This window comes from Pseudomonas sp. AM8 (genome assembly GCF_036346475.1).
Classification (GTDB): domain Bacteria; phylum Pseudomonadota; class Gammaproteobacteria; order Pseudomonadales; family Pseudomonadaceae; genus Aquipseudomonas; species Aquipseudomonas marginalis.
The window spans coordinates 1-26781 of record NZ_JAOTNX010000017.1; the positions used below are offsets into that span (position 1 = coordinate 1).

General features: G+C 60.8%; 33 protein-coding genes and 1 riboswitch. Of the genes, 17 read left to right on the forward strand and 16 right to left on the reverse strand.

All coding sequences use genetic code 11. The features are described 5' to 3' along the window. Positions 1-251 precede the first annotated feature (251 nt). Positions 252-710, forward strand: a complete 459-nt coding sequence (locus V3W40_RS30230) for an REP-associated tyrosine transposase (RefSeq protein ID WP_065940404.1) — start codon at positions 252-254, stop codon at positions 708-710. Between the two features lie 131 nt (positions 711-841). After that, the gene (locus tag V3W40_RS30235; protein WP_330216243.1) at positions 842-2581 is read left to right on the forward strand and encodes an OPT family oligopeptide transporter; all 1740 of its coding nucleotides are present in this window, start codon (positions 842-844) and stop codon (positions 2579-2581) included. A gap of 29 nt (positions 2582-2610) precedes the next feature. On the opposite strand, the gene V3W40_RS30240 is transcribed toward V3W40_RS30235, so the two are convergent. The 3 genes from V3W40_RS30240 to V3W40_RS30250 form a co-directional block, all read right to left on the reverse strand. After that, positions 2611-3237, reverse strand: coding sequence for a glutathione S-transferase family protein (locus tag V3W40_RS30240; RefSeq protein ID WP_137212889.1), 627 nt, complete (start codon positions 3235-3237; stop codon positions 2611-2613). 99 nt (positions 3238-3336) lie between these two features. Further along, a complete protein-coding gene (locus V3W40_RS30245; RefSeq protein WP_330216244.1) occupies positions 3337-4593 on the reverse strand; it encodes a hypothetical protein in 1257 nt (418 codons plus the stop codon). A gap of 293 nt (positions 4594-4886) precedes the next feature. Next, a complete protein-coding gene (locus V3W40_RS30250; protein WP_065925060.1) occupies positions 4887-5267 on the reverse strand; it encodes a cupin domain-containing protein in 381 nt (126 codons plus the stop codon). Between the two features lie 142 nt (positions 5268-5409). On the opposite strand from V3W40_RS30250, the gene V3W40_RS30255 reads away from it, so the two are divergent. Continuing rightward, entirely contained in the window at positions 5410-6132 is a 723-nt protein-coding gene (locus V3W40_RS30255; RefSeq protein WP_330216245.1) for a hypothetical protein, read from the forward strand. Positions 6133-6170: 38 nt separating this feature from the next. Here the strand turns inward: V3W40_RS30255 and V3W40_RS30260 are convergent, their stop codons facing one another. The 4 genes from V3W40_RS30260 to V3W40_RS30275 form a co-directional block, all read right to left on the reverse strand. Further along, positions 6171-6590, reverse strand: a complete 420-nt coding sequence (locus V3W40_RS30260) for a DUF6691 family protein (protein WP_065925062.1) — start codon at positions 6588-6590, stop codon at positions 6171-6173. A 2-nt stretch (positions 6591-6592) separates the two neighbouring features. Next, positions 6593-7024, reverse strand: a complete 432-nt coding sequence (locus V3W40_RS30265) for a YeeE/YedE family protein (RefSeq protein ID WP_330216246.1) — start codon at positions 7022-7024, stop codon at positions 6593-6595. Between the two features lie 78 nt (positions 7025-7102). Next, positions 7103-7474 (reverse strand): hypothetical protein, encoded by a 372-nt coding sequence (locus V3W40_RS30270; RefSeq protein WP_330216247.1) that lies wholly within the window; start codon positions 7472-7474, stop codon positions 7103-7105. A gap of 41 nt (positions 7475-7515) precedes the next feature. Further along, on the reverse strand, positions 7516-8379 hold the full coding sequence (locus V3W40_RS30275) for a LysR family transcriptional regulator (protein ID WP_065925065.1): 864 nt from the start codon (positions 8377-8379) through the stop codon (positions 7516-7518). A gap of 112 nt (positions 8380-8491) precedes the next feature. On the opposite strand from V3W40_RS30275, the gene V3W40_RS30280 reads away from it, so the two are divergent. The 3 genes from V3W40_RS30280 (at position 8492) to V3W40_RS30290 (ending at position 10811) form a co-directional block, all read left to right on the forward strand. After that, entirely contained in the window at positions 8492-9100 is a 609-nt protein-coding gene (locus V3W40_RS30280; protein ID WP_065925066.1) for a LysE family translocator, read from the forward strand. A 344-nt stretch (positions 9101-9444) separates the two neighbouring features. Continuing rightward, positions 9445-10110 (forward strand): hypothetical protein, encoded by a 666-nt coding sequence (locus V3W40_RS30285; protein WP_083221118.1) that lies wholly within the window; start codon positions 9445-9447, stop codon positions 10108-10110. 14 nt (positions 10111-10124) lie between these two features. Then, positions 10125-10811, forward strand: a complete 687-nt coding sequence (locus tag V3W40_RS30290; protein ID WP_174562739.1) for a tetratricopeptide repeat protein — start codon at positions 10125-10127, stop codon at positions 10809-10811. A 261-nt stretch (positions 10812-11072) separates the two neighbouring features. Here V3W40_RS30290 and V3W40_RS30295 read toward each other — a convergent pair whose 3' ends face one another. Together V3W40_RS30295 and V3W40_RS30300 are read right to left on the reverse strand one after the other, a co-directional pair. Further along, entirely contained in the window at positions 11073-12230 is a 1158-nt protein-coding gene (locus V3W40_RS30295) for a tetratricopeptide repeat protein (protein WP_330216248.1), read from the reverse strand. A 300-nt stretch (positions 12231-12530) separates the two neighbouring features. Next, on the reverse strand, positions 12531-12962 hold the full coding sequence (locus tag V3W40_RS30300) for a bleomycin resistance protein (protein ID WP_330216249.1): 432 nt from the start codon (positions 12960-12962) through the stop codon (positions 12531-12533). A 303-nt stretch (positions 12963-13265) separates the two neighbouring features. Here V3W40_RS30300 and V3W40_RS30305 point away from each other — a divergent pair, with 303 nt between their 5' ends. Continuing rightward, positions 13266-13499: a hypothetical protein gene (locus V3W40_RS30305; protein WP_027604039.1), complete on the forward strand. Its 234-nt coding sequence runs from the start codon at positions 13266-13268 to the stop codon at positions 13497-13499. Positions 13500-13502: 3 nt separating this feature from the next. On the opposite strand, the gene V3W40_RS30310 is transcribed toward V3W40_RS30305, so the two are convergent. Together V3W40_RS30310 and chrA are read right to left on the reverse strand one after the other, a co-directional pair. Then, positions 13503-13733: a DUF6124 family protein gene (locus tag V3W40_RS30310; RefSeq protein WP_065925069.1), complete on the reverse strand. Its 231-nt coding sequence runs from the start codon at positions 13731-13733 to the stop codon at positions 13503-13505. Positions 13734-14050: 317 nt separating this feature from the next. Continuing rightward, positions 14051-15259 carry a chromate efflux transporter gene (gene chrA, locus V3W40_RS30315; protein WP_330216250.1) on the reverse strand — a complete coding sequence of 403 codons (1209 nt, stop codon included), beginning with the start codon at positions 15257-15259 and terminating at the stop codon, positions 14051-14053. Between the two features lie 129 nt (positions 15260-15388). On the opposite strand from chrA, the gene V3W40_RS30320 reads away from it, so the two are divergent. The 8 genes from V3W40_RS30320 to V3W40_RS30355 all read left to right on the forward strand — a co-directional run bounded on the left by V3W40_RS30320 (position 15389) and on the right by V3W40_RS30355 (position 20807). Then, positions 15389-15961, forward strand: a complete 573-nt coding sequence (locus tag V3W40_RS30320) for a nucleotidyltransferase family protein (RefSeq protein WP_330216251.1) — start codon at positions 15389-15391, stop codon at positions 15959-15961. Positions 15962-16029: 68 nt separating this feature from the next. Beyond that, a complete protein-coding gene (gene tspO, locus V3W40_RS30325; protein ID WP_330216252.1) occupies positions 16030-16470 on the forward strand; it encodes a tryptophan-rich sensory protein TspO in 441 nt (146 codons plus the stop codon). Beyond that, positions 16470-17396: an alpha/beta hydrolase fold domain-containing protein gene (locus V3W40_RS30330; RefSeq protein WP_330216253.1), complete on the forward strand. Its 927-nt coding sequence runs from the start codon at positions 16470-16472 to the stop codon at positions 17394-17396. The genes tspO and V3W40_RS30330 overlap by 1 nt, the downstream gene beginning before the upstream one ends. A 208-nt stretch (positions 17397-17604) precedes the next feature. Continuing rightward, entirely contained in the window at positions 17605-18144 is a 540-nt protein-coding gene (locus V3W40_RS30335) for a hypothetical protein (RefSeq protein ID WP_330216254.1), read from the forward strand. Then, positions 18141-18593, forward strand: a complete 453-nt coding sequence (locus V3W40_RS30340; RefSeq protein WP_330216255.1) for a GNAT family N-acetyltransferase — start codon at positions 18141-18143, stop codon at positions 18591-18593. The genes V3W40_RS30335 and V3W40_RS30340 overlap by 4 nt, the downstream gene beginning before the upstream one ends. A gap of 76 nt (positions 18594-18669) precedes the next feature. Next, the gene (locus V3W40_RS30345) at positions 18670-19137 is read left to right on the forward strand and encodes a DUF1203 domain-containing protein (RefSeq protein ID WP_330216256.1); all 468 of its coding nucleotides are present in this window, start codon (positions 18670-18672) and stop codon (positions 19135-19137) included. 102 nt (positions 19138-19239) lie between these two features. Continuing rightward, a complete protein-coding gene (locus V3W40_RS30350) occupies positions 19240-20247 on the forward strand; it encodes a hypothetical protein (protein WP_330216257.1) in 1008 nt (335 codons plus the stop codon). 62 nt (positions 20248-20309) lie between these two features. Further along, positions 20310-20807 (forward strand): GNAT family N-acetyltransferase, encoded by a 498-nt coding sequence (locus tag V3W40_RS30355; protein ID WP_074847330.1) that lies wholly within the window; start codon positions 20310-20312, stop codon positions 20805-20807. Positions 20808-20844: 37 nt separating this feature from the next. Here V3W40_RS30355 and V3W40_RS30360 read toward each other — a convergent pair whose 3' ends face one another. The 4 genes from V3W40_RS30360 to V3W40_RS30375 all read right to left on the reverse strand — a co-directional run bounded on the left by V3W40_RS30360 (position 20845) and on the right by V3W40_RS30375 (position 24893). After that, the gene (locus V3W40_RS30360) at positions 20845-21609 is read right to left on the reverse strand and encodes an ABC transporter ATP-binding protein (protein ID WP_330216258.1); all 765 of its coding nucleotides are present in this window, start codon (positions 21607-21609) and stop codon (positions 20845-20847) included. Next, positions 21606-22610 carry a FecCD family ABC transporter permease gene (locus tag V3W40_RS30365; protein ID WP_330216259.1) on the reverse strand — a complete coding sequence of 335 codons (1005 nt, stop codon included), beginning with the start codon at positions 22608-22610 and terminating at the stop codon, positions 21606-21608. Before V3W40_RS30365 ends, V3W40_RS30360 begins: the two co-directional genes overlap by 4 nt. Beyond that, positions 22607-23617: an ABC transporter substrate-binding protein gene (locus V3W40_RS30370; protein WP_065925076.1), complete on the reverse strand. Its 1011-nt coding sequence runs from the start codon at positions 23615-23617 to the stop codon at positions 22607-22609. The genes V3W40_RS30365 and V3W40_RS30370 overlap by 4 nt, the downstream gene beginning before the upstream one ends. Positions 23618-23733: 116 nt before the next feature. Beyond that, positions 23734-23927, reverse strand: a riboswitch (cobalamin riboswitch). A 36-nt stretch (positions 23928-23963) separates the two neighbouring features. Beyond that, a complete protein-coding gene (locus tag V3W40_RS30375) occupies positions 23964-24893 on the reverse strand; it encodes a DNA/RNA non-specific endonuclease (protein WP_330216260.1) in 930 nt (309 codons plus the stop codon). 129 nt (positions 24894-25022) lie between these two features. Here V3W40_RS30375 and V3W40_RS30380 point away from each other — a divergent pair, with 129 nt between their 5' ends. After that, positions 25023-26084 (forward strand): M4 family metallopeptidase, encoded by a 1062-nt coding sequence (locus V3W40_RS30380; RefSeq protein WP_065925078.1) that lies wholly within the window; start codon positions 25023-25025, stop codon positions 26082-26084. A 14-nt stretch (positions 26085-26098) separates the two neighbouring features. Continuing rightward, positions 26099-26404: a protealysin inhibitor emfourin gene (locus V3W40_RS30385; protein WP_330216261.1), complete on the forward strand. Its 306-nt coding sequence runs from the start codon at positions 26099-26101 to the stop codon at positions 26402-26404. A 2-nt stretch (positions 26405-26406) separates the two neighbouring features. On the opposite strand, the gene V3W40_RS30390 is transcribed toward V3W40_RS30385, so the two are convergent. Next, a complete protein-coding gene (locus tag V3W40_RS30390; RefSeq protein WP_027604054.1) occupies positions 26407-26763 on the reverse strand; it encodes a response regulator in 357 nt (118 codons plus the stop codon). Between the last annotated feature and the right edge of the window lie 18 nt (positions 26764-26781).

The window sequence follows — 26781 nt, forward strand, 5'->3', positions numbered from 1 at the left end:
AGCTCTTTGTGGTGAGCGGGCTTGCCCCGCGCTGGGCCGCGAAGCGGCCCCATCAAGAACACCGCGTTTTTCCAGGTGAACCCGGATGATAGATTTTGGGGCCGCTTCGCCGCCCGGCGCGGGGCAAGCCCGCTCACCACAAAAGCCAGGTCACTCCGGGCTGGATACATTCAGTCACCCGATGACACTGGCTCGCCAGCTACGGCGCGCTAGTGTTAATGCTCTTCAGGACGGTCCCCAGGAGCATCGGAATGCGCCCCACACCCCAATCCCATCGCCTGCGTCACGGTCGTTACTCTGAATACGGACGCAGTTACCTCATTACCGTTGTCGTGCATCACCGTCAGCGCCTATTCACCGACCTTTATCTGGGGCGTCTGTTGGTGGCCGAATTCCGGCAGGTTCATGAGCTGGGATTGGTCGACTCTCTGGCCTGGGTCATCATGCCTGACCACATTCACTGGTTGTTTGAGCTGAAGCAGAAGACGTTGCCCGACGTGGTGCGGCGTATGAAGTCGCGTAGCACGCTGACCATCAACCGGCGTCGTCAAAGCAAGGAGCGTGTCTGGCAACCCGGTTATCACGATAGGGCTGTCCGTGCGGAGGATGATGTTCGCAAGATGGCTCGCTACATCATTGCCAACCCCTTGCGGGCCGGGTTGGTGGCGCAGGTAGGGGATTATTCGTTATGGGATGCTGCATGGCTCTGATTGAGTAATTGATGGTGTAGTGGTTGAAGCCCGCTCATCACAAAAAGGCGCCCGCTTGCCGCACAGGAACCTTCAGGCCTTGAGGGGCTCACTTGTTATGTCGCCCTGTTCCCCAGCCGAAAGGAATCCGCATGCATGCCACCTCATCAACGGTCCCCCTTCATCCCCCCGTCGAACGCGAACTGAGCCTGCGCGCGGTCATCACCGGCACGTTGCTCGGTATCCTGCTGACCCCTTCGAACGTGTACGCCGGGTTGAAGATCGGCTGGTCGTTCAACATGTCGATCATTGCCCTGCTGGTGGGGTATGCGATCTGGCAGGGCCTGGCGAAGCAGTCTTCGGAGCAGCTGCCGTGGACGCTGCATGAAAGCAATATCAACCAGACCGTCGCCTCGGCCGCTGCTTCGATCATTTCCGGTGGGCTGGTGGCGCCGATCCCGGCCTATACCCTGCTGACCGGCAACCAGTTGGACGCGCTGCCGATGATCGCCTGGGTGTTCTCGGTGAGTTTCCTGGGCATTTGGATCGCCTGGTACCTGCGGCCTTCGTTGCTCAATGACAAGGCGCTGAAATTTCCCGAAGGCATGGCCACCCTGGAAACCCTGCTGCATATCTACAACCATGGGCGCGAAGCGGCGACGCGTTTGAAGGTGCTGCTCAGCGCGGCGTTGCTGTCCGGGCTGGTGAAGTGGGTGGACACCTTTGTGTGGGCCTTCCCGCGTTGGTCGCCATCCGCCCAGCTGGAGCGCCTGACCTTCACCGCCGACCCCTCGCTGTTGCTGCTGGGGTTTGGCGGCATTATCGGCATTCGCGTCGGCCTGACCCTGCTGCTCGGCGCCTTGCTCGCCTGGGGCGGCCTGGGCCCGTGGTTGCTGGCGCAAGGCCTGGTGACCTTGCCGGCCGGCAGCAGCGGCCCGCAATTTGCGGCGTTGGTGGAGTGGTTGCTGTGGCCGGGAGTGAGCCTGATGGTGTGCTCAACCTTGGCGTCGCTGACGATTCGTCTGTGGGCGTTATACACCTCGACCAAGTCCGCCGGCGGGCAAGCCTGGAGCGTACCCAAACCCGGGCCGGCCGCTGGTTTTGTGCTGTCGATCGTATTGGTGGTGAGCCTGCAGGCGCTGTTGTTCGGCATCAACCTGTGGATGGCGTTGCTGACCATTCCCCTGGCGATCTGCCTGGCCGCCGTCGCCGCCCGCGTGGTGGGCGCCACCGGTATTCCGCCGATTGGCGCCATCGGGCAGTTGTCCCAGCTGAGCTTCGGCATCGTCGCGCCGGGGCAAGTGCCGATCAACCTGATGAGCGCCAACACCGCCGGCGGCTCGGCGGGGCAGTGCACCGACCTGATGAACGACTTCAAGGTCGGCAAGGCCATTGGTGCCACGCCGCACAAGCAAGTGATCGCGCAGATCCTGGGGATTTTCATTGGCAGCATCGTCGGGGTGTTCGCGTACCTGGCGCTGATTCCTGACCCACAATCGATGCTGCTCACCGAGGAATGGCCGGCGCCGGCGGTCGCAACCTGGAAAGCCGTGGCGCAAACCCTTACCCATGGGCTGGATTCATTGTCGGCGAGCATTCGCTGGGCGATCGGTATCGCAGGGCTGGCCGGGGTGTTGCTGGGCGTGCTCGACAGCCTGTTGCCCGCCCATCGCGCCCGCTACTTGCCCAGTGCCGCCGCGTTGGGGCTGGCGTTTGTGCTGCCAGCTTCGGTGTCGCTGATGATGGCCCTGGGTGCGGTGCTCACCTGGCTGGTGAGCTGCCGCTGGCCGAGCCTCACCGAGCGGTTTGCGATTACCGCAGCGGCGGGGTTGATTGCGGGGGAGAGCATCACCGGCGTGGGCGCTTCGCTGTGGCAGATGGCGGCGCCTTAGCCTCTGTCACGCGGTCGAGGGCAAGCTACTCACTTGGCAAACGCATACTCCCCACCCTGTTCCAGCGCCTGGCGGTAAGCCGGGCGAGCCTGGAACCGCTGTACCCACGCCGCCAGGTGCGGGTACGCCGCCAGCTTGCCCTGGGCCTTGGCGATTTCGCCGATAAAGCTCATCTGGATGTCCGCGCCGCTCACGTCATCCCCCAGCAGATACGGCGTATGTGCCAGCGCCTCGTTGAGGTAACCGAGGTAATTGGTCACTTCCGATTCGATACGCGGATGCAGCGGTGCACCGGCATCGCCCAGGCGCCCGACGTACAGGTTAAGCATCAGCGGCAGCATGGCCGAGCCTTCGGCGAAGTGCAGCCATTGCACGTACTGGTCGTAGGCGGCCGTGGCCGGGTCCGGCTGCAGGCGACCGTCGCCATGGCGGCGGATCAGGTAATCGACGATGGCGCCGGACTCGATCACCACGTTGGCGCCGTCTTCGATCACCGGGGATTTACCCAGCGCATTGATCGCCTTGAGCTCCGGCGGCGCAAGGTTGGTTTTCGGGTCGCGCTGGTAGCGCTTGATCTCGTACGGCAGGCCAAGCTCTTCCAGCAGCCACAAAATGCGCTGCGAACGTGAGTTGTTGAGGTGATGGACAATGATCATGGGAACTCCGCGGGGCATGGGGTGTGTAGGAACAGACTGCTGCGACAACGTAGAGTGCCCTGAATCAGCGGGATGTTTGCTTGGCAAACGCCCCTTCGATCAACGCACCACCTCGAACGCCGTGTATTCATACGCCGAGCGCATTTTGCTCGAGGTCGTTGCCAGCGTCACGGCAATGCCCAGGTCTTCGATAAACGCGCGCGAGGTCTTGTAGTCGCCTTGCTCGCACTCCAGCTTGATGGCGTCGCCGGTCAACGAGGCAAACACCTGTCGGGCCGGGAAGCGCTGGCCGACCTTGCAGCTCACGGAGGTCTCGAGCGGGGTATCGGTCGGTTTGCCGGGCACGTTCGCCATGTGCAGGTTGGCGCTCAGCGTCTGGCCAGGCGTCCAACTGCTCGGAATACTCAGCTCGGCTTCGCGGGTCAGCAGCACCTGGCCGTCGCCCACGCCGTTCATCTTCGACTTCAACTGGATCAGGTCCGCCTGCACCAGGCGCTCGACATGGAAGGTGTCGCTGTAGATCTCGTTCTTGTTCAGCAAGCCACCCACCGCCGTGAAGGTCACCGAGGTGGGGCTGTCGTTGCTGCCATCGCTTTTTTTCGACAGGTACGTGTAGCTCAACGTCTTGAACTTCGGCTGCAGCAGGGCCGAGTCGAGGCGCTGGAGCACGCTGGCGGGGACGGCGACGTCGTTGATGCTTGGTTCTACGATGGTGCGCGGGTAGTCAACCGGTTGGATGTCCGGACGCGACCAGGCCAGCAGCGCCGCATCGACACCGCCCTGCAACGAACAACTGATGCGCGATTGCGTGCCGTCGCTGCCCTCCGGTTCTACCAGCAGCACGCGCTCGACTTCGCGTGTGCCCGGCGCGACGCCGGGCCGTGGCTTGATGGCCTGCCAGCGGTCGCCGACCTTGAGCTCGCTGCGGATGTAGGCGCCGTCGCCCTTTTGCAGGCGAGCAGGTTGGTCGAGCAGCGGGGCAAGGCGTTGGGCAACCTCGTCGATAGTGCCTTGCACAACAAAGCCCCAGTAATAGTAGAGCCCCAGGTTGCCGAGGTCGGTGGCCTCGTCGGCGTACGACAACAGCTTCAAGCCGGCGATGGGCGGCGTGCTGACCGGCACCGCGTTGGCCTTGCGGTCCGCGCGGTTGACTACCGCGATCCACGCGAAGTCTTTGTCCTGCTTGAGCGGTGCGTAGGGCTGCCAGGCGTCGCGGTGGTTGTTCAGGCGGCTGAAGAACGTCGCGTCGCAGCGGGTGAAGGCCTTGAGCGTGTCGGTCAGCGCGGCGTCGTCGGCGTGGGCGATGGAAGGCAGCAGCGCAGAGGCGAGGAGGAGGGCGGCGGTGGGCAACTTCATCGAGGGGATGTCCGTATCGGGAGCGGGAGCTGGGCATTATCCAGAAATTACCCGCTAAAGGCTCGGTTCAATGACGGAGAGTATCTACACACCTTTGACGGCTGCCACCGATCTCTGTGGTGAGCGGGCTTGTCGAATCGTCGCACCGCCCGCGCCGGGCTGCGAAGCGGCCCCAAACCAGACACGGAGTTCTGACAGGAGAATCCCAGCGCCTTTAATAGCCCAGCGCGGGGCAAGCCCGCTCACTACAAAAGCCTCACGCTGTAAGGCTATGGGTTCACCCGCGCCACTTTTCAGATCCACAGATCATTCATGGCCGTACGTTCACCGCCTTCATGGCCGGTATTCAAAATGCCCCGAGGCTCAATCATCATCAGCTTCGCCTCACCTTCGGCGGCGGTCCGATGTTCAACGCCACGCGGGACCACATACAGCTCGCCCGCCGCCACATACACCGGGCCTTCCGGTAGATCGATACGCAGCGTCCCTTCGAGCACCAGGAACGCTTCGTCGGTTTCCGGGTGCGAGTGCCAGATGAACTCCCCTTCGATGCGCACCACCTTGAACTGGTAGTCGTTCATTTCGGCGACGACCCTGGGGCTCCACTGCGCGTCGATGAGCGATGCCTTTTGCGCGAGGTTTACCGGTTGTGCCGAGTGCTGTGACGTAGCCATGATCCATCCTCTGGTAGGTAAGACGGCCAGACTATCGAGACCGCGGAGCGCCTGGCTTGTACGATCCTGCAGGTTGGTCGTCTAAAGCTCGGCCGATTTCCGTCGATAACCTGTATGAACCCGCCAATCATGGACCGATTAAATGGCTCTTTCCGTCAGCGCTGCCTATCTCCCGCCGGCCAACACCAGCCTTACACCTTCCGACCAGAATCTCGTGGCCCAGCCTCTGACAGATGCCGCGAAGGAAGTGTTGGCAAACGCCGCCCCGGCGGCCGTCTACCATCCCAGTGGATCAGCAAGCACCACGGTGGAACCGCCGGAGGTGGTCGACGTCTGGGTCGGTCGGACCCAGTCGCCAGACCACCCTCGGCTCGTCGAAATTTCCACCGGCGCGCTCAATACGCTGAAGGCATCCTTCAAGGCATTCGAGTCAGCGCTGTCGACCACCGCTCCCGACTTGGCCGGCAAAAAATACGGCTTCACCGTCGAAGCCGATGGCCGCCTGAAAGTGCTGGATTCGGCCAGCCAGCTCAGCAGCTCGGATACCCAGCGGCTGACGGATTTGCTCAACCGATCCCTGGGCCTGAAAACCGCAGCCATTGCCTACCGCAATGCCGCCATCGACACGGTGGACGCCGATTCCGTCTGGTCTGGCCTGGGGTTTTACAGCCTGACTAACGAAAACTTCGCCAAGACCATTGATCTGGCGCCGCTCTTAAGAGACTTCGACCCGTCTGACTTCAAAGGGTCCAGGGATCGGATTTTTATTAATCAACTGGCCTCCAAAGGCGAACTGGCGACGCAACAGACGGAAGCGGCGATGTTTGAGCGGCGTGGAGTGCAGCGGTTCAGTACGCAGGCCTGACCTACTGTGTGGGGTAAAAATGAAGCCGTGCAGGCGGTTCAACCCCGCCTGCGCGATTCAATCCCCGCAAAAACCAGCATGCCCGTCACCATCGCCAGCGTGAACACCAGCACCTGCCATTGCCCCGTCAACAGCAATGCCACTGCCGGTCCGGGGCACAACCCCGCAATCGCCCACCCCATGCCGAACACCAGGCTGCCCAGCACGAGGCGGCGGTCGAGGGTGCGTTGCGTCGGCATCTGGATCGGTGCGCCCAGCAGCGAAACCTGACGATGCCTTACGACGTAAAAGGGCACGCTGCTCACCACCAGGGCGCCGAGCATGACCAGGGCCAATGAAGGGTCCCAATCGCCGGCGAGATCGAGGAACGCGAGCACTTTCTCCGGGTTGGTCATGCCGCTGAGGTGCAGTCCCAGGCCGAAGATCAGACCGGCCATCAATGCCATGAATTTGCGCATGCTCAGGCTCCCAGCCCGTGGCGGATGAAGTAGACACCGGCAAACCCGCTGCCCATGAAACAACCGACCGCTACCAGCGAGCGCAGCGACCACCGCGAAAGCCCGCAGATGCCATGCCCACTGGTACAACCGGCGCCATAGCGCGTGCCGATGCCGACCAATAACCCGGCCAGCACCAGCGCGTAGCCACCGGCCTGGAACGATGACTCAGGCAGCTTGGCAAACAACGACCAGATCCAGGGCGAGACCAGCAGCCCGAGCACAAACAGCAGTTTCTCCCCACGTCCTTCGCCGCGCCTGGAGAGCAGGCTGCCGAGCAGGCCGCTGATCCCGGCGATGCGGCCGTTGAGCAGGATGAACAGGCCTGCGGACAAGCCGATCAGGGCGCCGCCGAGCAGGGCGGTCCAGGGGGGGAACTGGGCGGAGAGGGTCATGGTGGGGCCTGGGTGTGTTGGACTACGTGCATCGATACCACAGTTTTATCCATGAACCCAACGAGTGACGATGCGCACTTACACCTTGGCCGTATGCAACTTGGCCAGGCGCACGCGCCAATCGCCGTCATGGCGCAGGCGGCATTCTTCGTCGGAGTCGAAGTGTACGCAGCGCTCCATGGGCGCGACGTGTACATCGGCGTCGTTGAGCGCGGCGGCGGTCAGCTCACGCATGCGTGTGTCTGCCCCTGTCGAGAGGGCGTGCTCCTTGTTGGCGCGGCTGTCGAACACCCAGATCACCCGCAGGCTTTGGGGGAAGACGCTGTAGTCGACGGTGTGGGTCAGCCAGTCGAAGCCGGGGATTTCGGCTTTGGCGGTTTCGCAGGCGTCGGTGAGGGCGGCGATGAGGCGACGTTCAAGCCGGGCGTTGTCGCGTGGGGTGGTTGGCATAAAGGGCTCCAGGTGGGTGTTCAGCGTGTGTATTAAACCAGCTACACCTGAACTCTTAGCGCATTGATGATAAACGCATGCAGGCTATTAACCGCCTTGGCCCCCCGAGAAGCTCGGCTACGCAGAATCGAAACCTCCATGGGCGCAATGCTTCCCAAGCCATGCTCGCTGCTCAACACCTGCAGTGATGGCTGCACGGTGCACTGCGTGATCGCGGCAATCGCCAGCCCACCTTCCACCGCGGCCACCTGGCCGGCGAGGCTGGAACTGTTGTAGACCACCTTGAATTGTCGCCCTTGCTGGGCCAGTGAATGCACCGCATAACGCCGCGCCAGGCTTTCACTTTCGTAGACGGCGATAGGCAGCGGGTCGCGCCGCCACAGTTCGAACTGGGGCGAGCCCACCCAGACCATGGGTTCCTTGAACAGAAAGGTGCCGCTGTGGGGCGAGTCCCTGGACACCAGCGCAAGATCAAGATCGCCGCTGCGCACACGCGGGATCAGCGTGGTTGACTGCTCGCAGGTCAGTTCTATTTCCACACCGGCGTAGCGCGGTGAAAAACGCTTCAGCAGCGGCGTGAGGTATTTCGCCGCATAGTCCTCCGCGACGCCCAGGCGGATTCGCCCGGTGATCGCTTCCCCGTTAAAGGCCGCCTGGGTTTCCGCGTGCAGTGCGAGCATGCGACGGGCATAGCCGAGCAGCGTCTGGCCGTCATCGGTGAGTTGCAGATGCCTTGGGCCACGGCTCAACAGCGGGCGTCCAAGGGCGGCTTCGAGCTTCTTCATCTGCATGCTGACGGCGGACTGCGAGCGATTGACCTCATGGGCCGCAGCCGACAGCGAACCGGCATCTACCACCGCCACGAAGCACTTGAGCCAATCGATCTGCAAATCGCTGGAGGGCATGGCGGTTTCCTTTATTCGTTAATCGAATGGCTGCAACGTGAATAATGCGCTTTTCAGGACTTTTCTTCACTCGCAAGATACTGGCCTCAATACCCACCTGCTGGAGTGGATCATGCCCTTTGATACCTGGTTGCTCTACCTGATGACGTGCTTCGGCATCGCCGTGGTACCAGGGCCCAATGCATTACTGGTGCTGACCCATGGGGCCCTGCACGGCAGTCGCCGGACGCTGTTCACCATCAGCGGCGGCGTGCTCGGTTTTGCCCTGGTGCTGACGCTGTGCGCGCTGGGCCTGGGGGCACTGATCCAGGCATCGGCCAGTGGGTTCACCGCCTTGAAGGTGGCCGGCGGGCTCTACCTGATCTGGCTCGGTTTCGGCCTGTGGCGCGCGCCCCCCGTCAGCCTTGAGGCCAGCGGCACAATCAGCTTGCGGCGCTGGTCGCTGTTCCGCCAAGGGCTGGTCTCGGCGATTTCAAACCCCAAGGCACTGCTGCTGTTCACCGCGTTTATCCCACCGTTTCTGGACCCGCATAGAAGCATCATCGCGCAGACGGCTGCCATCGCGCTGACCTACGCCGTGGTGGAATTCGTCGTTGAGTACCTGGTGGCCAGCGCAGCCAACCGCATCCGGCCCTGGCTGGCCCGCACCGGGCGCCGATTCAATAAAGTCTGCGGTGGTTTTTTTGTACTGTTTGGGTTGGCCTTGCCGGTGCATAGTTGAAGGCAAGGCTGCCTTGGAGCTTGTCGCCCCAATTTGTACAAAATCCGGAATCCGCACCCGCCTTTGGCACGAAGCTTACCGGCGCTGAAGAGCAACTGGAGCCGCAAGCCACAAACTTCACGGCAGGGCGGGCCAGGTGGTGCTTGATTTCCTGAATCTCCATGGCGATGTAAACCTTCCTTTTGCAGGCATAAAGGTCGCAGGTTAGCAGTGTGCGCAAGCGGGTGGCAGTAGTCAGGGGGGCGGGACCAGCGGCACACGGATATTTTCAACGCACGCCCGTATTGCTAAAGTTTCCCACTCACCCGCCGACAGCTTTTGTTCCCACTTCACGGATGATTTTAATGTTCCGCTCTCTTTTTTCCGGCGTTGCATTGCTCGCCGTCGCCTGCACTGCCCAAGCCCGTACCGTCACCACGCCCGAACAGCTGCTGACCGAGTTCTCTCGTTGCGATGCGCATTTCTTCGAGAGCCTGCGCGATGCGCGCTTGCCAGCAGGTACCTTGCGCCTGAGCGACTACGGCTCGGTCAAGGCACCGACCATCATGAGTCCGCTGCAGGAAGGTGGCACTTACCAACACTTCGAAACGCCCCTGATCGTTAACGGCGTGCGTATGGTCGGCTATTACAACCAGGCCCAAACCATCAAGGACGTCGGCAATTTTCTGTTCTGGGGGTTTGTAACCGATGGCTCGCCGCAAGAGGTGGCCGCAAAGCTCAAGCCGCTGATCGTTGATAACGCACGTTTTGTCAGTCAGGGCAAAGCCATTACCCGCGCCGAAATCCGCCGTGTCGGTGACCCGATCGGCCAATGGCGCACCGAAGGGCTGACCGGTCCTGGTGTCGCCACGCCGTTTGGTTTCGTAGACCGCGTGCTGATGGTCGACGCGGGCGACACGTCACCGTCGCTCGTGGGACACACCACCGTGTTCTGCTCGCTGCAAGGCACCGTGACCGCGCCGCTCCTGCAGGTCTATCGCCCTGACCTCAACGCTCATCTGCTCGACTGACAAGGATGCTGATCATGAATACTCGCTGGCTCGCACTGATTGCCTGCTCCGCCCTCCTCACCGGTTGTGCAGGGATGCAGAACCCGCAAAAAGCCAACCTTGCCCACTGCGCTAATCAGTTAAAGGCGTCCAAAGCCGAAAACTACCCCTTGGTGCTGCAGGAAGGTGATCTATGCCTGCAGAAAGCTACGCTGCCTGCCTCGCTGCATAGTTTGATTTATGCGGTGCAGGCCGACGCCTACCTCAACCTCAAGCGCTTTCCCGAAGCCTTGGCCGCCAAGGAGAAATCCATGCAACTGGTGGTCAAGCCTGAGCCGCGCGCCTACCTGGACTTGAGCGCCATGTATCGCGCCGCTGGTAACCCGAAAAAAGCCCTTGAGCTCGTGCAGTTCAACCTTGACAACGGAATGGGAGAAGCAGGAAAGGGGGCCGGCTTCAATATGCCGACCTACTATCATCTGGGCCTCGCACTGACAGACCTGGGTCAGTACCGGGAGGCCGCCGAAGCATTCAGTACCGGCCTTCAGCGCCAGCCGGACTACGCCTGGGCCTATTATGCGCGCGGGATCGCGTACGACCATTTGGGCAACAGGGAAGACGCCAAGGCCGACTTCATGAAGTTCTCGCAGATCGTCGACAAGAAGTACCTGGAGCAGGAGAACAAGGCCAAGCTCGCCGAATACAGGATTTCCATGCCGTAATTGGAGCACCCGCTTAGGGGCGAATGTGCACCTTGTCTGGATAATTCGACGGATTCTGAGAAAGCACAGGCAGTGGAACAGGGTGGCCAGGCTCTGTTGTTCATCTGTGCTGCGAATGGTTGGGGGCTGCTGCGCAGCCCCACGGGAGCAAGCTCCCTCGCCACAAGGGGGAGCGTTTGCCTTGGTCAGTTCGCTGCTGCTGTCGCATGCTTCTTGGCCCATAGCGCAGCGGTTTGAAGGCTTGGTTTGGTGTTGGTTTGCTTACTGCACGCTCGTTATATCTGCCAACAGTTGTTCGAGCCCTTCCGGAGTTGAATAGAGGTTTTCCAGCGCCGCAACCTCGGCCAGTTGGCCTGGCGAAAGGGCCTTTTCTTCGTGCTCAAGCTGGGCGCGCATGTCCTCTTCATTTTTCGGCAGCTTGCGCTTCAAGGCTACGCGCAAAAGCCCGCATGCCTTGAGCTTGTTACGTTCGAAACCTCGACCTGTGTCCATCTGCACAGCGAGGAGAGCGGTTGCAAACGCGTGCCCTTGCGCCGCAGCCTTGAGCAACCACCGGTTTGCTGTCGGGTAGTCGACCGGTATTTCATCACCCTTGCTGTAGAGGTAGCCGAGAATGAACTGCGCATCGGCCCGGCCTTGCTCGGCAGCACGGGTGTACCACTGCACTGCGGCGGGAACATCCTTGGGTGTGCCGCTACCACTGAGCGTCGCGAGGCCCATCATTTCGTAAGCCTTGGCATTGCCGCTGTCGGCTGCCTGAGCAAGTAGCTTGACCGATCGCTCAAGATCGACCGGCGCGCCTCTGCCCTGTGCGTAAAGCGTTGCCAACTGTATGAGTGACTCGGCATCCCCTTGAGCACTGCCCTTGCTTGCCCATGCGAACGCCTGCTGGTCGCTCGCCTTAACGCCATCACCTCGGTAGTAAAGCCTCGCGAGGTCTCCTTGCGCTTTGGCATGTCCTTGTTCGGCGGCTTTTTGAAACCACATGGCTGCCTGGACGAAACTCCTGGGTTGATCCTGGCCTGCAATATTGGAAATCCCCAGGAAATACTGGGCATCCGGGTTTCCATGCTCGGCCGACCGAGTGATCCACTCCAGGCCCTTGGAATGATTCACCGCTACGCCGCGCCCGTAGTAGGTGAAAATACCGGTTTTATACTCCGCGACAGGTTCGCCGTTTTCAGCAGAGCGCAAATACCACTCTGCCGCCTTGACCGGGTTTTTATCGACCACCAGGCCTTCGTCGTAGAACGCACCCATCAGCAGCGTGACGCTGTGCGGACTGCGCCATACGGTGATAGCGAACGTGATTAAAAGATAGGCCAGACAGCCCAGGAGCAACGCAACCAAAGAAACGACAAGCCGGCGCAATTTCGAATCCATTCGTGAGGTGTGGACGGGCAGTGTAGCGATGCTCATGCGCCGTACATAGATGCCTTGCTACAACAGGTTTAATCGCTTTCGGCGCTGCGAACCAGCGGCGCATGTGCAGGCCCATGTAGGCGTTGATGGCGATGGTACATCGCGCCCAGCAGGGCAAATTGCGCTGTGATGGGTTGGTCGGGGAGCATCATTACGGTAGGCATGCAGTGAAGGTCAGGATCACTTTCGGGTTACTTGAACCTGTTTTGATTACTCGCTTACCGGAGGGCAGCTTTCGAGCGAGCTAGCTGGTAGCTGTGGGTAGCAAACGACCCGTAGCTGACTGTCGGTTCAGGTTCAGATTGAGCAAGTCGGTCGCTCACCCAATCGCTCTACCAACCTTACAAGATAACCGTCGGGATCCTGGACGATGAATTCGCGCTGGCCTACTTCTACATTGTCAGCCCGATACCAAGTGTCTTTGCATTCTCGATAGAGTGCACAGCCAGCCTGATCAAGTTTTTGGATAATGGGTGCAACAGCCTCAACATCAATCTGTAGGTTGATGCCTCTTCCAAACGGCTTGGTCAACGGCGCAGTCAGCCATTGACCCGCACCCGAATCAACCTGCTCAAGCATGACTTGAGCACCCTTCAAATCAAGGTATGCAAATCCATCTTCCAGGCGTTGATAAGCTACTTTGAAGCCCAGACGAGAAACCCAAAAAGCCAAGCTGCTATCCAGGTTGGTGACCATTAACTCCGGTACCAGTTTGTTACGTTCGAACATGAGATGACGTCCATTTCAAAAGGCTCGTTTTTGCGAACGGGCAGGTTTTGCGCCGTTGGCTTCTATACCGCAACGGGAACGTGGCGAGCGCGATGATGCACCGTCGGGTGGGAGTTATCGAGTCGCGTCGAGTGACAACTAATGGCCCAGAGTTTTTTACACACTCTGGGCCCGTTAGCAACCGTTGCTCTCGGGAGCATACGCTTCTGGTCGAAAGCCCCCCCTTTCTAAGCCAACCGGTCTACCATGCCACCCCCGGCAGTGGTTGCACGCGCTACCGACTCAACTTTTAAAGGTATCGCAATGTCCATCGACCAAATCTCCCTCCCCAAAGGCGTAGGCCCTCACGCCGCCAAGCTCCTCGACGCCATCACTGGCGCCGCCACCCATGAAGAACTCAACCGCGCTGGCGGCAAGGCTGAAGGCTTTGTGCTTGGTCTGGAATCCACCAAAGCCATCAAGAGCCAAATCGCCGAGTCGTTGTATGTGGCCTATGACGATGCGGCGAGTAATCGTTCTAGTGAATTGAAGGGCTAGGCATTAACCGGAGCAGGGCGCTTCGCGGTCGAGCAATTTGGCCGTGAGGAGTACGCCCAGCTCGCTCAGTTGGTGGATAGCGAGGGCGATTTCGCGGTGTTTGCCGCATAGGTCTTCGGACAAGTCGAGCAGCAGTATGCTGACTGAGGCGAAGGTTTCGTAGCTGTTGGTGATGAGGGTTTCGTTGCTGGCGTCGGGAGCGACGCTGAAGAGAGCGGTTGAATCTGTAGCCATTGTTAAGTTCCTTGCTTGGGCCACTACCTGATCGCTACTAAACGATAAGGCGGTAGCTGTACGCAGGTTAGTAGACCGGTGGAACCTAACAAAACCGGCGCGCCCGAGGGCGCCCTACGCACAGCCACCATCGAGCACAGACAGGCACGTCTGACAGATGAAGCTTGTGCACTTGTTAGGTTAAACCGTGGGCTACTAAACCCGATCACCGAGAGATTCAGCGACCGAGCCACCTTAGAGACGGCCATCCCAGCGCACAAGCCGGCGGATTCTGACGCAAGCGTAGGCAAGGGAGCAAGGCACGGTGGCTGCGCGGCTCACACCGTAAGACTTAATAACCATCCCGCCGCGCCGCTTCCTACAACCACCAGCCACGGTGGCAGTTTCCACACCATCAGCGCCACCAGGCCAATCAGCGCCAGGGCGACGTCCTGGGCGGTGAAGATGGCGCTGGTCCACACCGGTTGGTACAGCGCCGCCAGCAACAGGCCGACCACCGCCGCGTTCACGCCCGCCAGCGCGGCTTGGGTGCGCGGGCTGCGGCGCAGGCTTTCCCAGAAGGGCAGTGCGCCCAGCACCAGTAAAAACGACGGTGCGAAGATCGCCAGCAGGCAGAGCAGGCCACCGAGCCAGCCGTTCGGCGCTTGGGTCATCGAGGCGCCGAGGAAGGCGGCGAAGGTGAACAGCGGGCCGGGCATGGCTTGGACGGCGCCGTAGCCGGCGAGGAACACGTCGTTGCTCACCCAGTGGCGGGGCACGACTTCGGCTTGCAGCAAGGGCAGCACCACGTGGCCGCCGCCGAATACCAGCGCGCCGGTGCGGTAGAAGGCGTCGGTCACGGCCAGGGTTGGGTTGGGCATCAACTGGGCGAGGATCGGCAGGCTGGCCAGCAACAGCACAAACAGCGACAGCCATAGCGCCCCGGCGCGACGGCTGATGGTCACGGGCAGGGCGTCGTGCGCGGTGGGCGGTGTGGGCTTGAACAGCAGCAGGCCGGCCATGCCCGCGATGAGGATCACGCCGACCTGGCCCCACGCCGATGTTTGCAGCAGGGCCACGCAGGCGGCGAGCAGCATCACGGCCACGCGCGGGGCGTCGGTGCACAGGTTGCGCGCCATGCCCCACACGGCCTGGGCGACCACGGCGACGGCCACCACTTTAAGGCCATGCAACGCGCCGGGCGGGATGGCGGTGCTGTGCCGGGTGATGCCCAAGGCCAACAGGATCAGCACAACGGCGGACGGCAGGGTAAACCCGAGCCACGCCGCCAATGCGCCGCCGTACCCCGCGCGCGACAGGCCGAGGGCGATGCCGACCTGGCTGCTGGCGGGGCCGGGCAGGAATTGGCAGAGCGCGACCAAATCCGCGTAACTGCGCTCGCTCAGCCAGCGTCGCCGGGTCACGAACGCGTCCCGGAAATAACCCAGGTGCGCAATCGGGCCGCCAAAGGAGGTAAGGCCCAGGCGCAGGAAAATCAGGAACACTGACCAGGGGCTTTCGCGTCGATTTGCTGGGGAGTCAGCCAAGGCGGGCGGTCTCGGTGAGGGCAGGGCATCGCGGCACCTTAGCGAATTTTGATGACGTGAAGAAGCGGCGCCAGCGCTCAATGTTGTACCGTTGCTCCCCAGGACCGTACCGATGATGAAGGAGCCTCCATGGCATTGACCGTCGAAACCCTGCTCGAACTGGCCATGGCCAACCCCGTCAACGCCGAAATCACTGCGCGCCTGCCTGAGCTTGGCGTGGACCAGTGCATGCTCACGGCGGGTTGCCTGTTCCAGGCGGTGTGGAATCATCAGGCGAATCTGCCGGCTGATCAGGGCGTGAAGGATTACGACGTTTTTTACTTCGATACCGACCTGTCCTACGAGGCGGAGGATGCGGTAATTCGTGCGGCGGATGAACTGTTCAAAGACCTGGGCGTGAATGTCGAGGTCAAGAACCAGGCGCGGGTGCACCTTTGGTACGGCAAGCGCTTTGGTCGGCCCTACCCGCAGTTGCAGTCGGCGCGCGACGGGGTCGACCGTTATCTGGTGGCCGGTACGTGCATCGGCTTGGAGATTGCCACGGGCCAGGTGTATGCGCCGTATGGGTTGGAGGATGTGGAACTGGGGATTTTGCGGATTAATCCACTGCATCCGGAGCAGGCGTTGTTTGAGCAGAAGGCGCGCAGTTATCAGGCGCGGTGGCCTTGGCTGAGGATTGTCGGGGTGGAGATACCGGAATGAATTGGCGCTGAACTTTTAGGTAGGTGTCGCACGTCCAAGCTTCAAATCACTCCCGCCAAGGACAGACGATGACCTTCTTTATCTTCCTGCTTGCCTGCGCCGCCGCCGCCAGTACCGGCGTCATTTTCAAACCCGGCGCCTGGTATGAATCCCTCATCAAACCCAGCTTCACCCCACCCAATTGGCTGTTTCCGGTGGCCTGGACGATCATCTACCTGCTGCTGGCCTGGGCCGGCTATCGCTTGAGCCTGATCCCCGGCAGTCAAATGGTGCTGGCGCTGTGGGCTGCGCAAATTGCCCTGAATACCCTGTGGACGCCGGTATTTTTCGGCGCGCATCGCCTGCTGGCCGGGATGGTGATCATCGTGTTGCTGTGGATCACCGTGGCGGCGATGGTGGTACTGGCCGTGCGCCTGGACCTGATCACCGGCCTGATCCTGTTCCCGTACCTGGCGTGGCTGTGTGTGGCGGCGGCGCTGAATTTCTCGATCCTGCGTAATAACCGCTGATGGCTCACCAACCGTGGCCCGCCAACGAGGCGGAACTGGCCCAGATGCGCCGCTTCAATCAGAAGCTCGCCTGGCTGCCGCGCTTCAAGATCCGCAATCGCGTTACGCCGCGTTTGATCCAGGCGCTGTTGCGCGTCAGTCAAACGCTCAAGCGCGCCACACCGGCTGAAAGCAGGGTTGTCGACAACGTCCCGGTGCGCATCCTGCGGCCAAGCGGCAAGCCCAAGGGCGTAGTGCTGGATATCCACGGCGGCGGCTGGGTGATCGGCAATGCGCAGATGGATGACGACCTCAACCTGGGCATGCTGCAGGCGTGCGACGTGGCGGTGGTGTCGGTGGATTATCGGTTGGCGGTGGATACGCCGGTTGAAGGCTTGATGGAAGACTGCCTGAACGCCGCACGTTGGCTGCTCACGGATGATGAATTTGCCGGGCTGCCGGTGATCGTCGTCGGTGAGTCGGCCGGTGGGCATCTGGCGGCGGCGACATTGCTGGCCCTCAAGCAATGGCCGGAACTGCTTAAGCGCATAAGCGGCGCGGTGCTGTATTACGGCGTTTATGACCTGAGCGGTACACCGAGCGTACGCGCGGCCGGGCCTGAAACGTTGCTGCTGGACGGGCCGGGGATGGTGGAAGCGTTGCGCATGCTCACGCCGGGGCTGAGTGATGATGAGCGCCGACAGCCGCCGTTGTCGCCGTTGTATGGCGACTTTGAAGGGCTGCCCCCGGCGTTGATGTTTGTGGGGGAGTTGGACCCGCTTAAGGATGACACGCTGCTGATTGCCGAGCGGTGGCCCCACGCTGAAGCACACCTGTTGCCGGAGTCGGCCCATGGGTTTATTCATTTTCCGGTGGCGATGGCGGATGGGGTGTTGGCCTATAGCCGACAGTGGATCACTCAGTGCATTGATGGCGAACAGGCATAACTGTATAGGCGCCTCTCTAAGGCTCACCCATTCCTCTGTGGTGAGCGAGCTTGCTCGCGTTGGGCTGCGAAGCAGCCCCAAAACCAGCCAGTGCAGAGTAAGCCCGCTTCCCACAGAAAGCACCGATTCACTACAATCGCCTTATCTTTTATCAGCAGGCCGGGTACCCTCTTTTCTCCAAACATTCCCCCCAAGCAAAGGAAAGCACGTGAAGATTCTCCAAGGAGCCATCGGTCTATCGGCGCTGTATCTGCTGGCAGGCTGTGGCCAGGTCACCGAAAAAACACTGACGTTCGATGTGCCCTATGGGATGTATGAAACCGTTCTGCGCCAGAATGTCACCGGAACAGGCCAGTTGACCTGCAAGGTCACCACCGACAACCAGGACCGCGGCGAAAAGTGGGTGCCGTCGGTGATTCTTGCGGCGGCCGAGGACGCTGCCGAGGACGACACCCTGTTTCTTTCCAGCTACACGCCCGCTGACAGCGACCAGCGCTTGTTCCAACTGCGCACCTTCAACAAAGCCAGGCCGGTCATCGACACCTTCTTCCATCGGGCCCCCGACCAACGCGGTGTGTATACGTTGCGCCTGACCTGGCAAGCGGACGGCGCCATTGGTTATCAGGTCGCCAGCGGTGGGGCCTGGGAAGAGAGGAAACTCGTGGACAAGCCCGGTTTTTCCGTGCGCCACGTGAGCGTACATGCCTCCGGTATGAAGGGCAGCGCTGTGTGTGAGTTGCGTGAGTGAACGCGCTGACGTTGAGGCCGGCGACGGTGACCGATCTGCCGTCGATCTATCGGGGAGAGCAGGACTACATCCGCCGCTGGGAGCCCGACCACGAAGCCGCCTGGCGGCTCCAGTTGGAGCGCCACCTTACGTGCTGGGTCGATAACTTCGAACGCTTGACGATCGCGATGCTGGGCGGGCAGTTTGCCGGTTATTCGCTGTGGACTGCAGAGGAGGGGGTTGCCGAGCTTTGTACGATCAACGTCAGTGACGCTCACCGACGCCAGGGGATCGGTCGGACGTTGCTGGACGCTTACGCGGCGGCGGCTGGGCAGAATGACTTCTTGAAGTTGCGATTGAGCGTACGTTCCGATAACCCTGCCCGGCTGATGTATGAGCGTGCCGGGTTTGCCTGTGTGGGCACAGATTCGAACGACTACCTTTGCTACGAGCGAGCCAGCCGCCCGTGAATATCACCGCAAGAATCGGATAGCCACCGCTGTCCAGGTGCTCGTCTCATAGGGCTCACCCTAAGAGGCGCCCACCATGAACTTCCGCATTACGGGCCTTGCTCCCGGTCCATTTCTCAGTGTGTTTGGTTTGCCCGACGATGAGCTTGCCGCGCGAGGGATCAAGCGTTACCGAGTCGACCGTCACCCCGGTTTTCCCGACCGCATAGAGATGAAAGACGTTCAGGTTGGGCAGAGCGTGCTGTTGCTCAATCACGTCAGCCAGCCGGCGCATTCGCCGTACCGTGCGTCGCACGCGATTTTCATCCGCGAGGGGGCGACGCAGGCTTATGACGCGGTTAACCAGGTGCCTGAGGTGATGCGAATCCGGCTGCTGTCCCTGCGGGCATTTTCCGAGGAAGGCATGATGGTGGATGCAGATGTCGTGGAAGGGCAGGTGATTGAGCCGATGATCGAGAGGATGTTGGATAATCCTGAGGTTAGCTACATTCATGTTCACAATGCGAAACAAGGGTGTTATTCGGGGCGGATAGATAGGATCTAGGAGTACTGTATCCATGAGGGTAATATTTGAGCGTTGGCGCTGAAAATCGGCGTAACCCTAGTGCTCGGTCCCCCCAGTGAGCCTGCTACCCAAGGAGAACGAATGAGCAGAGGAATGTTCGCGTCAATCGCTGCAAGCGATGCCTATAAAAACGCTGATAAAGAGTGGTGTGTTGAACTTCAGACCTACCATAAGTACTGGTACGATTTGGTGGTGAATCCCAATGATGTTGCTGACTATTTCGATACAAGGAGGTTAATTGTTGAGTATTTGAGAGCTGTAAAGAAACATGTGGAGGAAAGTCTGGAGAAACGTTTTATCTATTTTATCTGTTCTCGCGAAAAGGTTAGGTTTGATACGAATAAAAAACCTTCATTCAATCCGATTACAAAAAAAACAAAAATATACATACGGGTTGGTAAATATCAGAAAAAACGATCAATACATTGTAAGTTTTACGACTTGCACAGCGAAAAATTTTGCATGCCGGAAATCAGTCTTAGTGAAAAATATATAACCATTGCGGACTCCGAGGGAGATCTTGTCACTTCTTCCATACATGATTTTTTGGAGGAGGCGAATATCGCATTGGGTTTGGATAGTAAGGTTGAATATGTGGGGTATACGAAGAACCCCCATACACGCCCTACGAATGGGGCTCATACCGGCCTGAGTGATGCCCTGTATAAAGTGGCTGATGAAAACAGAGATTCACTGATTTACTTTAATCTTTTTAAAGTGATTACTCGCGCGGTGAATGGCGGAGCGATGCTGAATTTTGCTATGGCCAACGCGATGACTGATGAAGTTGACGTCGATTTGGAAGGTGAGTTGTTGGAAAAGTGTTTTATTTTTTATTTTGATTCGGTTAGCCAGAATAGGAATAAGGAAAAAGAGCTTTTGGAGCTTAAAGGTCATTTGTCTCGGGTATCCAGTGAACATAAAATTTCCACTATTGATGTGGTCTATGAGTTTGAGCGCCCAAGCGAGTATGGACTGTTTTCATCGTCCAAGGTTTTACCAAAGCATCGCCACGCTTTTACAATCAGACAGTTGGGGGGCGACGTCGAGATAGCCAGGGAACCGAGTAGATTTGAAAAGCTAGTTTAGCCATTAAGTCCATGGGCGTGCGTGCAAACGCCTTGATTTCTGCAGATTGAGGTTGCACCGTTATGAGCAATCACATCACCATCCAGACCTTCAACGCGGCCGACATTCCTGAGGTGCTGATCTTCGTCCTGCAGGCCCGTGCCGAGCTTTTCCCAAAGCTCAGCGCAACTGGAATGCCGACGGATCTGGCGCGATTTGAAGCGACCTATATACATGGCGATGGTCAATTCCTCATTGCCCGTGCCGAGGGCCAGATCGTCGGAGCCATCGGCTATCTGCCCTATGACAGCCGCTTCCCCCAGCTGAATTACCAAGGCCGCAAGACCGTTGAAGTGGTGCGTCTGTTCGTCCTGCCAGCGTTCCGCCGCTTTGGTTTGGCGGGTGAGCTATATCGCACGCTGGAGGGTATGGCGCAGGCGAACGGGGTCGAGGTGGTGTACCTGCATACCCATCCGTTTCTACCAGGGGCGATTGATTTCTGGATTCGCCAGGGGTTTGATGTGGTGGATGTAGAGGCCGACCCGGTGTGGCAGACGACACATATGCACAGGCCTCTGTAGATCCAATGTGGGAGGGGGGGGAGTGGGCATGTCCTGTTCAGTTAGACCGCAACCGCAGTATCTGCGCCCCATCGAACGGGTCCGTCAGGTAATGTGCCTGCACCCCGAAGGTCTCCTGTAGCCGCTGTGGCGTCAGCACCTCCAGCGGCTTGCCCAGCGCGACCAGGCGCCCACGGTCCAGCACGGCCAGGCGATCGCAGGTCAGCGCCTGGTTCAGGTCATGCAGGGCGATGAGGGTGGTCACCGGCAAACCTTGCACGCCTTTCAAAATCGCCAGTTGATGCTGGATATCCAGGTGATTGGTCGGCTCGTCCAGCAACAGTATCTGCGGCCGTTGCGCCAGGGCGCGGGCGATGTGCACGCGCTGGCGCTCGCCGCCGGAGAGGCTGCGCCAGGCGCGGTGGCTCAGGTGGGTGGCGTCCACATCATGCAGGGCCTGGCGCACGATGGCGTCGTCGTCGCCGGACCACGGGCTCAGCGCCGACAGCCACGGTGTACGGCCCAGTGCTACGGCGTCGAATACGCGGATGGCGTCGTCGGTGTCGGCCTGTTGCTCCACCACCGCCAGCTGCTGGGCGATGGCGCGGCGGGACAGCTCGCCCAGGCGTTGGCCGCCCAGGCGCACGTCGCCGCTGGCCGGCGTGCGCAAGCCAGCGAGCAGTTTGAGCAGGGTGGATTTGCCGGAGCCGTTGGGCCCGACAATCCCCAGGGTTTCACCCAACTGAACCTCCAGGTGGATATCGCGCAGCAACTCCGCCTCACGCACCTTGAAGCCCAGGCCGGTGCAACTCAGTACGCTCATCGCGCATTCCTCCGGCCAATCAGGATCAGCGCAAACACCGGCGCGCCCACCAGCGCCGTCACCACGCCGACCGGAATCACCTGGCCCTTGATCAAGGTGCGCGACAACACATCGGCCGCTATCAAAAATAGCGCGCCGCCCAGCGCACTGGCGGGCAGCAGGCGCGAATGCCCGGTGCCGAGGAGCAGGCGCACCGCGTGGGGAATCACCAGGCCGACAAAGCCGATGGAGCCGACAATCGACACCATCACCGCCGTCACCAGCGCCGCGCAACCCACCAGCACAACCTGCACGCGGCGTACCGGGATGCCCAGGGACGCGGCCGAATCCGTGCCGAAGGTGAACGCATCCAACGCGCGACGATGCCACAGGCACACCGCCAGGCCGGTGACCGCCACCGGCACCGCCAGCCACACCGATGGCCAGCGCACGCCGCTGAGGTTGCCCAGCAGCCAGAACAGGATGCCGCGCGCCTGTTCGGAGCTGGCGGACTTGGTGATCAGGAACGCGGTAAGTGCATTGAACAGCTGCGAGCCGGCGATGCCGGCGAGGATGATCTGCCCGGTGCCGCTGGACGAACCGCTGGCCCGCGCCAGCAGGATCACCAGGGCAAACGCCGCCATCGCGCCGACAAAGGCGCCGGCCGACAGTGAAATCAGCCCGCCGCCCACGCCCATCAGCGCCACCAGCACCGCGCCGGTCGAAGCGCCGGCGCTGATGCCCAGCAGGTACGGATCGGCCAACGGGTTGCGTAGCAACGACTGCAAAATCACCCCGCAGGTGGCCAGCCCCGCACCGCAGGCGGCAGCCACCAGGGCACGGGTGAGGCGGTAGTTCCACACCACGCCTTCATCGATGGGGTCCAGCACGTAACCGGCCGCCCATAGTTTGTTGGCGAGCACCTGCAGCACCACCTGGGGCGAGATGGCGGTTTCGCCGATGGCCACGCCGGCGAGCACGGCGATCAGCAATAGCGCCAGGGCGAGTAAGGTCCGGATCATTGCGGCAGGTCGTAGCCGTCGATGGCCGTGGCCAGGTGTTCAAGGCCGTCGAACATGCGGATGCTGGCCTGCAGCGCCAGGGCGTCGAGGATGATGATGCGGTTGTTTTTCACCGCGTCCATGTTGCGCGTGACCGGGTCGCTGCGCAGGAAGGCGAGTTTCTTTTCATGGTCGTCGGCGGGATAGCGGCGACGGTCCATGCGGGCGATCACCAGGAAGGTCGGGTTGGCCTTGGCGAGGGTTTCCCAGCCGACGGCGGGCCATTCTTCATCGGATTGCACCACGTTGTGCAGGCCGAGGGTTTCGAGCATGAACTCCGGAATGCCCTTGTGGCCGGCCACGTAGGGGTCGCTGGCCAGTTCTGCGCTGGAGAACCACACCAGCGCGCTGGCCTGCTTGAGGCCTTTGCTCTGCACGGTGGCCACGGATTGGGCCAGGCGCGCCTGGAGCTCATCGTTCAACTGTTGGCCGCGATCCTGCACATCGAAAATCTGCGCCAGCTGGCGGATGCTCTTGTAGATCGTCTCGATACGGAACGGCTCCAGCCGCGTGCCGTCGGCGCCCACCAGGTTGTCCTTGCCTTCGCAGTCGGAGGGCAGCAGGTAGGTGGGGATCTTCAGGTCGTGAAACTGCTCGCGGGTGCCGACCACGCCTTGCGGGCCCACCACCCATTCCAGCTCGGCGGCCACCAGTTGCGGGCGCTTGGCGATCACCGCTTCGAAGCTGGGCTCGTTGTTGGCCAGGCGCTCGATGCTGTCGTTCTGCGCCTTGAACTGCGGCAACACGCTGTTGAACCACAGCGAGGTGCCCACCACGCGGTCAGCCACGCCGAGGGCATAGAGCATTTCGGTGGCGGCCTGGCCGATGGTCACGCTGCGCGCGGGCGCCTGCGGGAAGGTGAGGGTGCTGCCGCAGTTTTCCAGGGTCAGCGGGTAGTGCGTGGGCGCGGCGTGGGCCAGGGCGCAGAAACCCAGGCCGCTGATCAGGGCGGTAACGCGTGGCAGCATGAGGCGATCTCCGTGTGGACCGTACGTGGAAACAGGCTAGGTACGGTTCGGAAATACGCCCTCGAACGCCGGCGAACGGGCAGGCAAGGATGTCCTTCCCGGACACCCCGCCGGTGAGTGATTGTGCTGGGCCGGCAGGTCTCCTGACTGATGCGTCGTCGCCACGCTCCGGCCTTCCCGGACGCGGTCCAGTGGCAGTGGGGAGCAGGCTCGGCATCTACAGTTGCGGGGGCAGTTCCGATTGACGCGGTGTACCGCGCTTCGGATTCCCTATTAGTCCCATTCGGGAACCGGCGCGGTATGGTAGTTGATTAGGGCGAGGCGATACAGCCCGAAGGGCGCCCGGTCAGAGACGAATATCCTCGGGGCCGCGGATCAGCGCTTCAATTCGCGTGCCCGTAGCGCGCTCTTCGTTGCTGAAGCCGTCGTAGTCCGCCAGGTTGGCGAAGCGGATGCCGGTCAATTGTTCGATCTGGATCACGCTGCGCTGGTAGGTCCTGACCTGGCCGAACATCAGGTCGAGCTGACCCAGCTCGCGGCTTTGGTCGATCATGTAGGCGCTGGCGGAGGGCTTGCCGTCATCGCTGAGGTAGGCCACCACTTTCCAGAACGCCTTGGGGATTCTGATGCCACGGTAAAGGCGGTCGTCGTCGGCGAACACCGGGCCGCTGAACACCGTTGCCCGGGCTTTCCAGCGCTGCGTGTTATTGAGGACGTAGTCTTCCAGTTCCAGCCAGGTCTTCTGGTTGAACCCGCTCATCTGCGGCGAGCAGTTGGTGAAGTGGAAGGTGTCGAGGTTGGCGGTGTTTGCCGCGTCGCCCCAGTTAGGATCCTGGCGCCGTACCAGGTGACCGCGATCCAGGCCATTGCTGGCATAGAGCTCTTCGCCCACCTGGGCGCTGATCGGCAGGCGCCCATCGTAGGCCCAGGTGTCGTTGCTGCGGATAATCTCCACATGCTGCCCGCCGTCGATATTGACGCCCACGTAGAGCGCCAGTCGTCGGGAACGGGACATCGTCACCGAGAAATGCGTGTAGTCCAGGCGCAGCGGTTGGACGTCGTCCGCCAATGCCTCATCGGCGGCGGGCCAGGGCACTGCGAAGCTGCTGAGAAAGTCCTCGGCGTAGCCCTGTCGGTCCTGTAGATCCTTAGCCGCGGTGACACGGGGCGTCGCCGCCCGGGCTTCCATCAAGGTGGGATTGGTCGCGATCAACGGGCGCAGATCGGCGAGTCGTGGGCGGTGCGCAAGATCGATTTTGGCTTTGCGGGCTGGCATGGGTAAGTCCTCCTTGGATAAACACGACTGCAACATAGATTGATGACAATTGATGACACGGGTTAACCCTGGGGGGCTATCCTCAAACGGTTACCGGAGCTACACCATATGCCAACAGGGAGCCAGCTAATGTGTGATCGCCACCACCGCAACCCGATTTTCTGCCTGATCCCGCCGTATATGCTCGACCAGATCGCGCGTCACGGTGATAAGGCCCAGCGCGACATCGCGCTGCGCACCCGCGCCAAGGACAGCACGTTCCGTTCGCTGCGCATGGTCGCAGTGCCCGCCAAGGGGCCGGCCCACATGGCCCTGGTCATGGGCGCCGGCAAACGGCGCTCGATCTACACCGCCGAAGGCACCGACAGCCTGCCGGGCAAGCTGGTCCGCGGTGAAGGCCAGCCCGCCAGTGGCGACGCCGCCGTGGACGAAGCCTATGACGGCTTGGGTGCCACGTTCGATTTTTTCGAAGAGGTGTTCGACCGCAACTCCATTGACGACGCCGGCATGGCCCTGGATGCCACCGTGCACTTTGGCCAGAACTATAACAATGCGTTCTGGAACTCGACCCAGATGGTGTTTGGCGATGGCGATGGGCAGTTGTTCAACCGCTTCACGGTGGCCCTCGATGTGATTGGCCATGAATTGGCCCACGGCGTCACCGAGGACGAGGCCAAGCTGATGTATTTCAATCAGTCCGGTGCCTTGAACGAGTCACTCTCGGACGTGTTCGGCTCACTGATCAAGCAGTATGCGTTGAAGCAAACCGCCGAAGACGCCGATTGGCTGATCGGCAAAGGGTTGTTCACCAAGAAGATCAAAGGCGTCGCCCTGCGTTCGATGAAGGCCCCCGGCACCGCGTTCGATGACAAGCTGCTGGGCAAGGACCCTCAGCCAGGGCATATGGATGATTTTGTCCAGACCTACGAGGACAATGGCGGGGTGCATATCAATTCCGGCATTCCCAACCATGCGTTCTATCAGGTGGCGACCCGGATTGGCGGGTTTGCCTGGGAGCGTGCAGGACGTATCTGGTATGACGCGCTGCGCGATGCGCGGTTGCGGCCGAACTCGGGGTTTTTACGTTTTGCGCGTATAACCTACGATATCGCCGGCCGTCTCTACGGCGCGAACAAGGATGAGCACAAGGCGGTCAAGGAGGGCTGGAAAGCGGTTGGCATTAACGTCTGACGTGAGGAACAGCCATGCAAATTTCGATCAAGGAAAACGGCGGGCCGGCGGTTTTTCCGGGTTTGACCAAGCCTCGTACGGTGGAGTTGAACACGTTGCCCGAGCCGGACCAACAAGAGTTGCGGCAGCTGATCGAGGCTTCAAACTTCTTTCAGTTGCCGCAGAGCACCACGCCAGAGCCCGGAAATCCGGGCCAGGTGCACTACACCCTGACCGTGAAGGAAGGCCAGCAGGAACATACGGTGTGCGTGCTCGCGCCGGTGAAGTCGCAGGCATTGGATGGGCTGGTGCAGTGTGTGCGCCGGCATATCCGCAGTTGAGGTCACCCCAGCAGTTCCTTCACCTTGGTAATGAGCTTGTTGATGTCGAACGGCTTATCCAGCACCGCATCGAACAGGTCCGAGCGCTGCATGCCGATATGGGCCTGCGCGCCGCTGATCAGGATAATCGGCAGGTGCTTGACGGCCGGCAGTGCACGGACCGCTTCGGCGAACTCCTCACCGTCCATCACCGGCATCATGAAATCGGTGATGATCAGCGACGGCCGTTCTCGCTCCAGCACCTCCAGCGCCTTTTTCCCATTGCCAGCTGTGACGACCATGAACCCCTCATCTTCCAGTGCGTAGGCAAGGATATCGGCGATCAAGTACTCGTCATCGACGACCAGGATGGTGGCCATGTCAATTCAACCTACCCA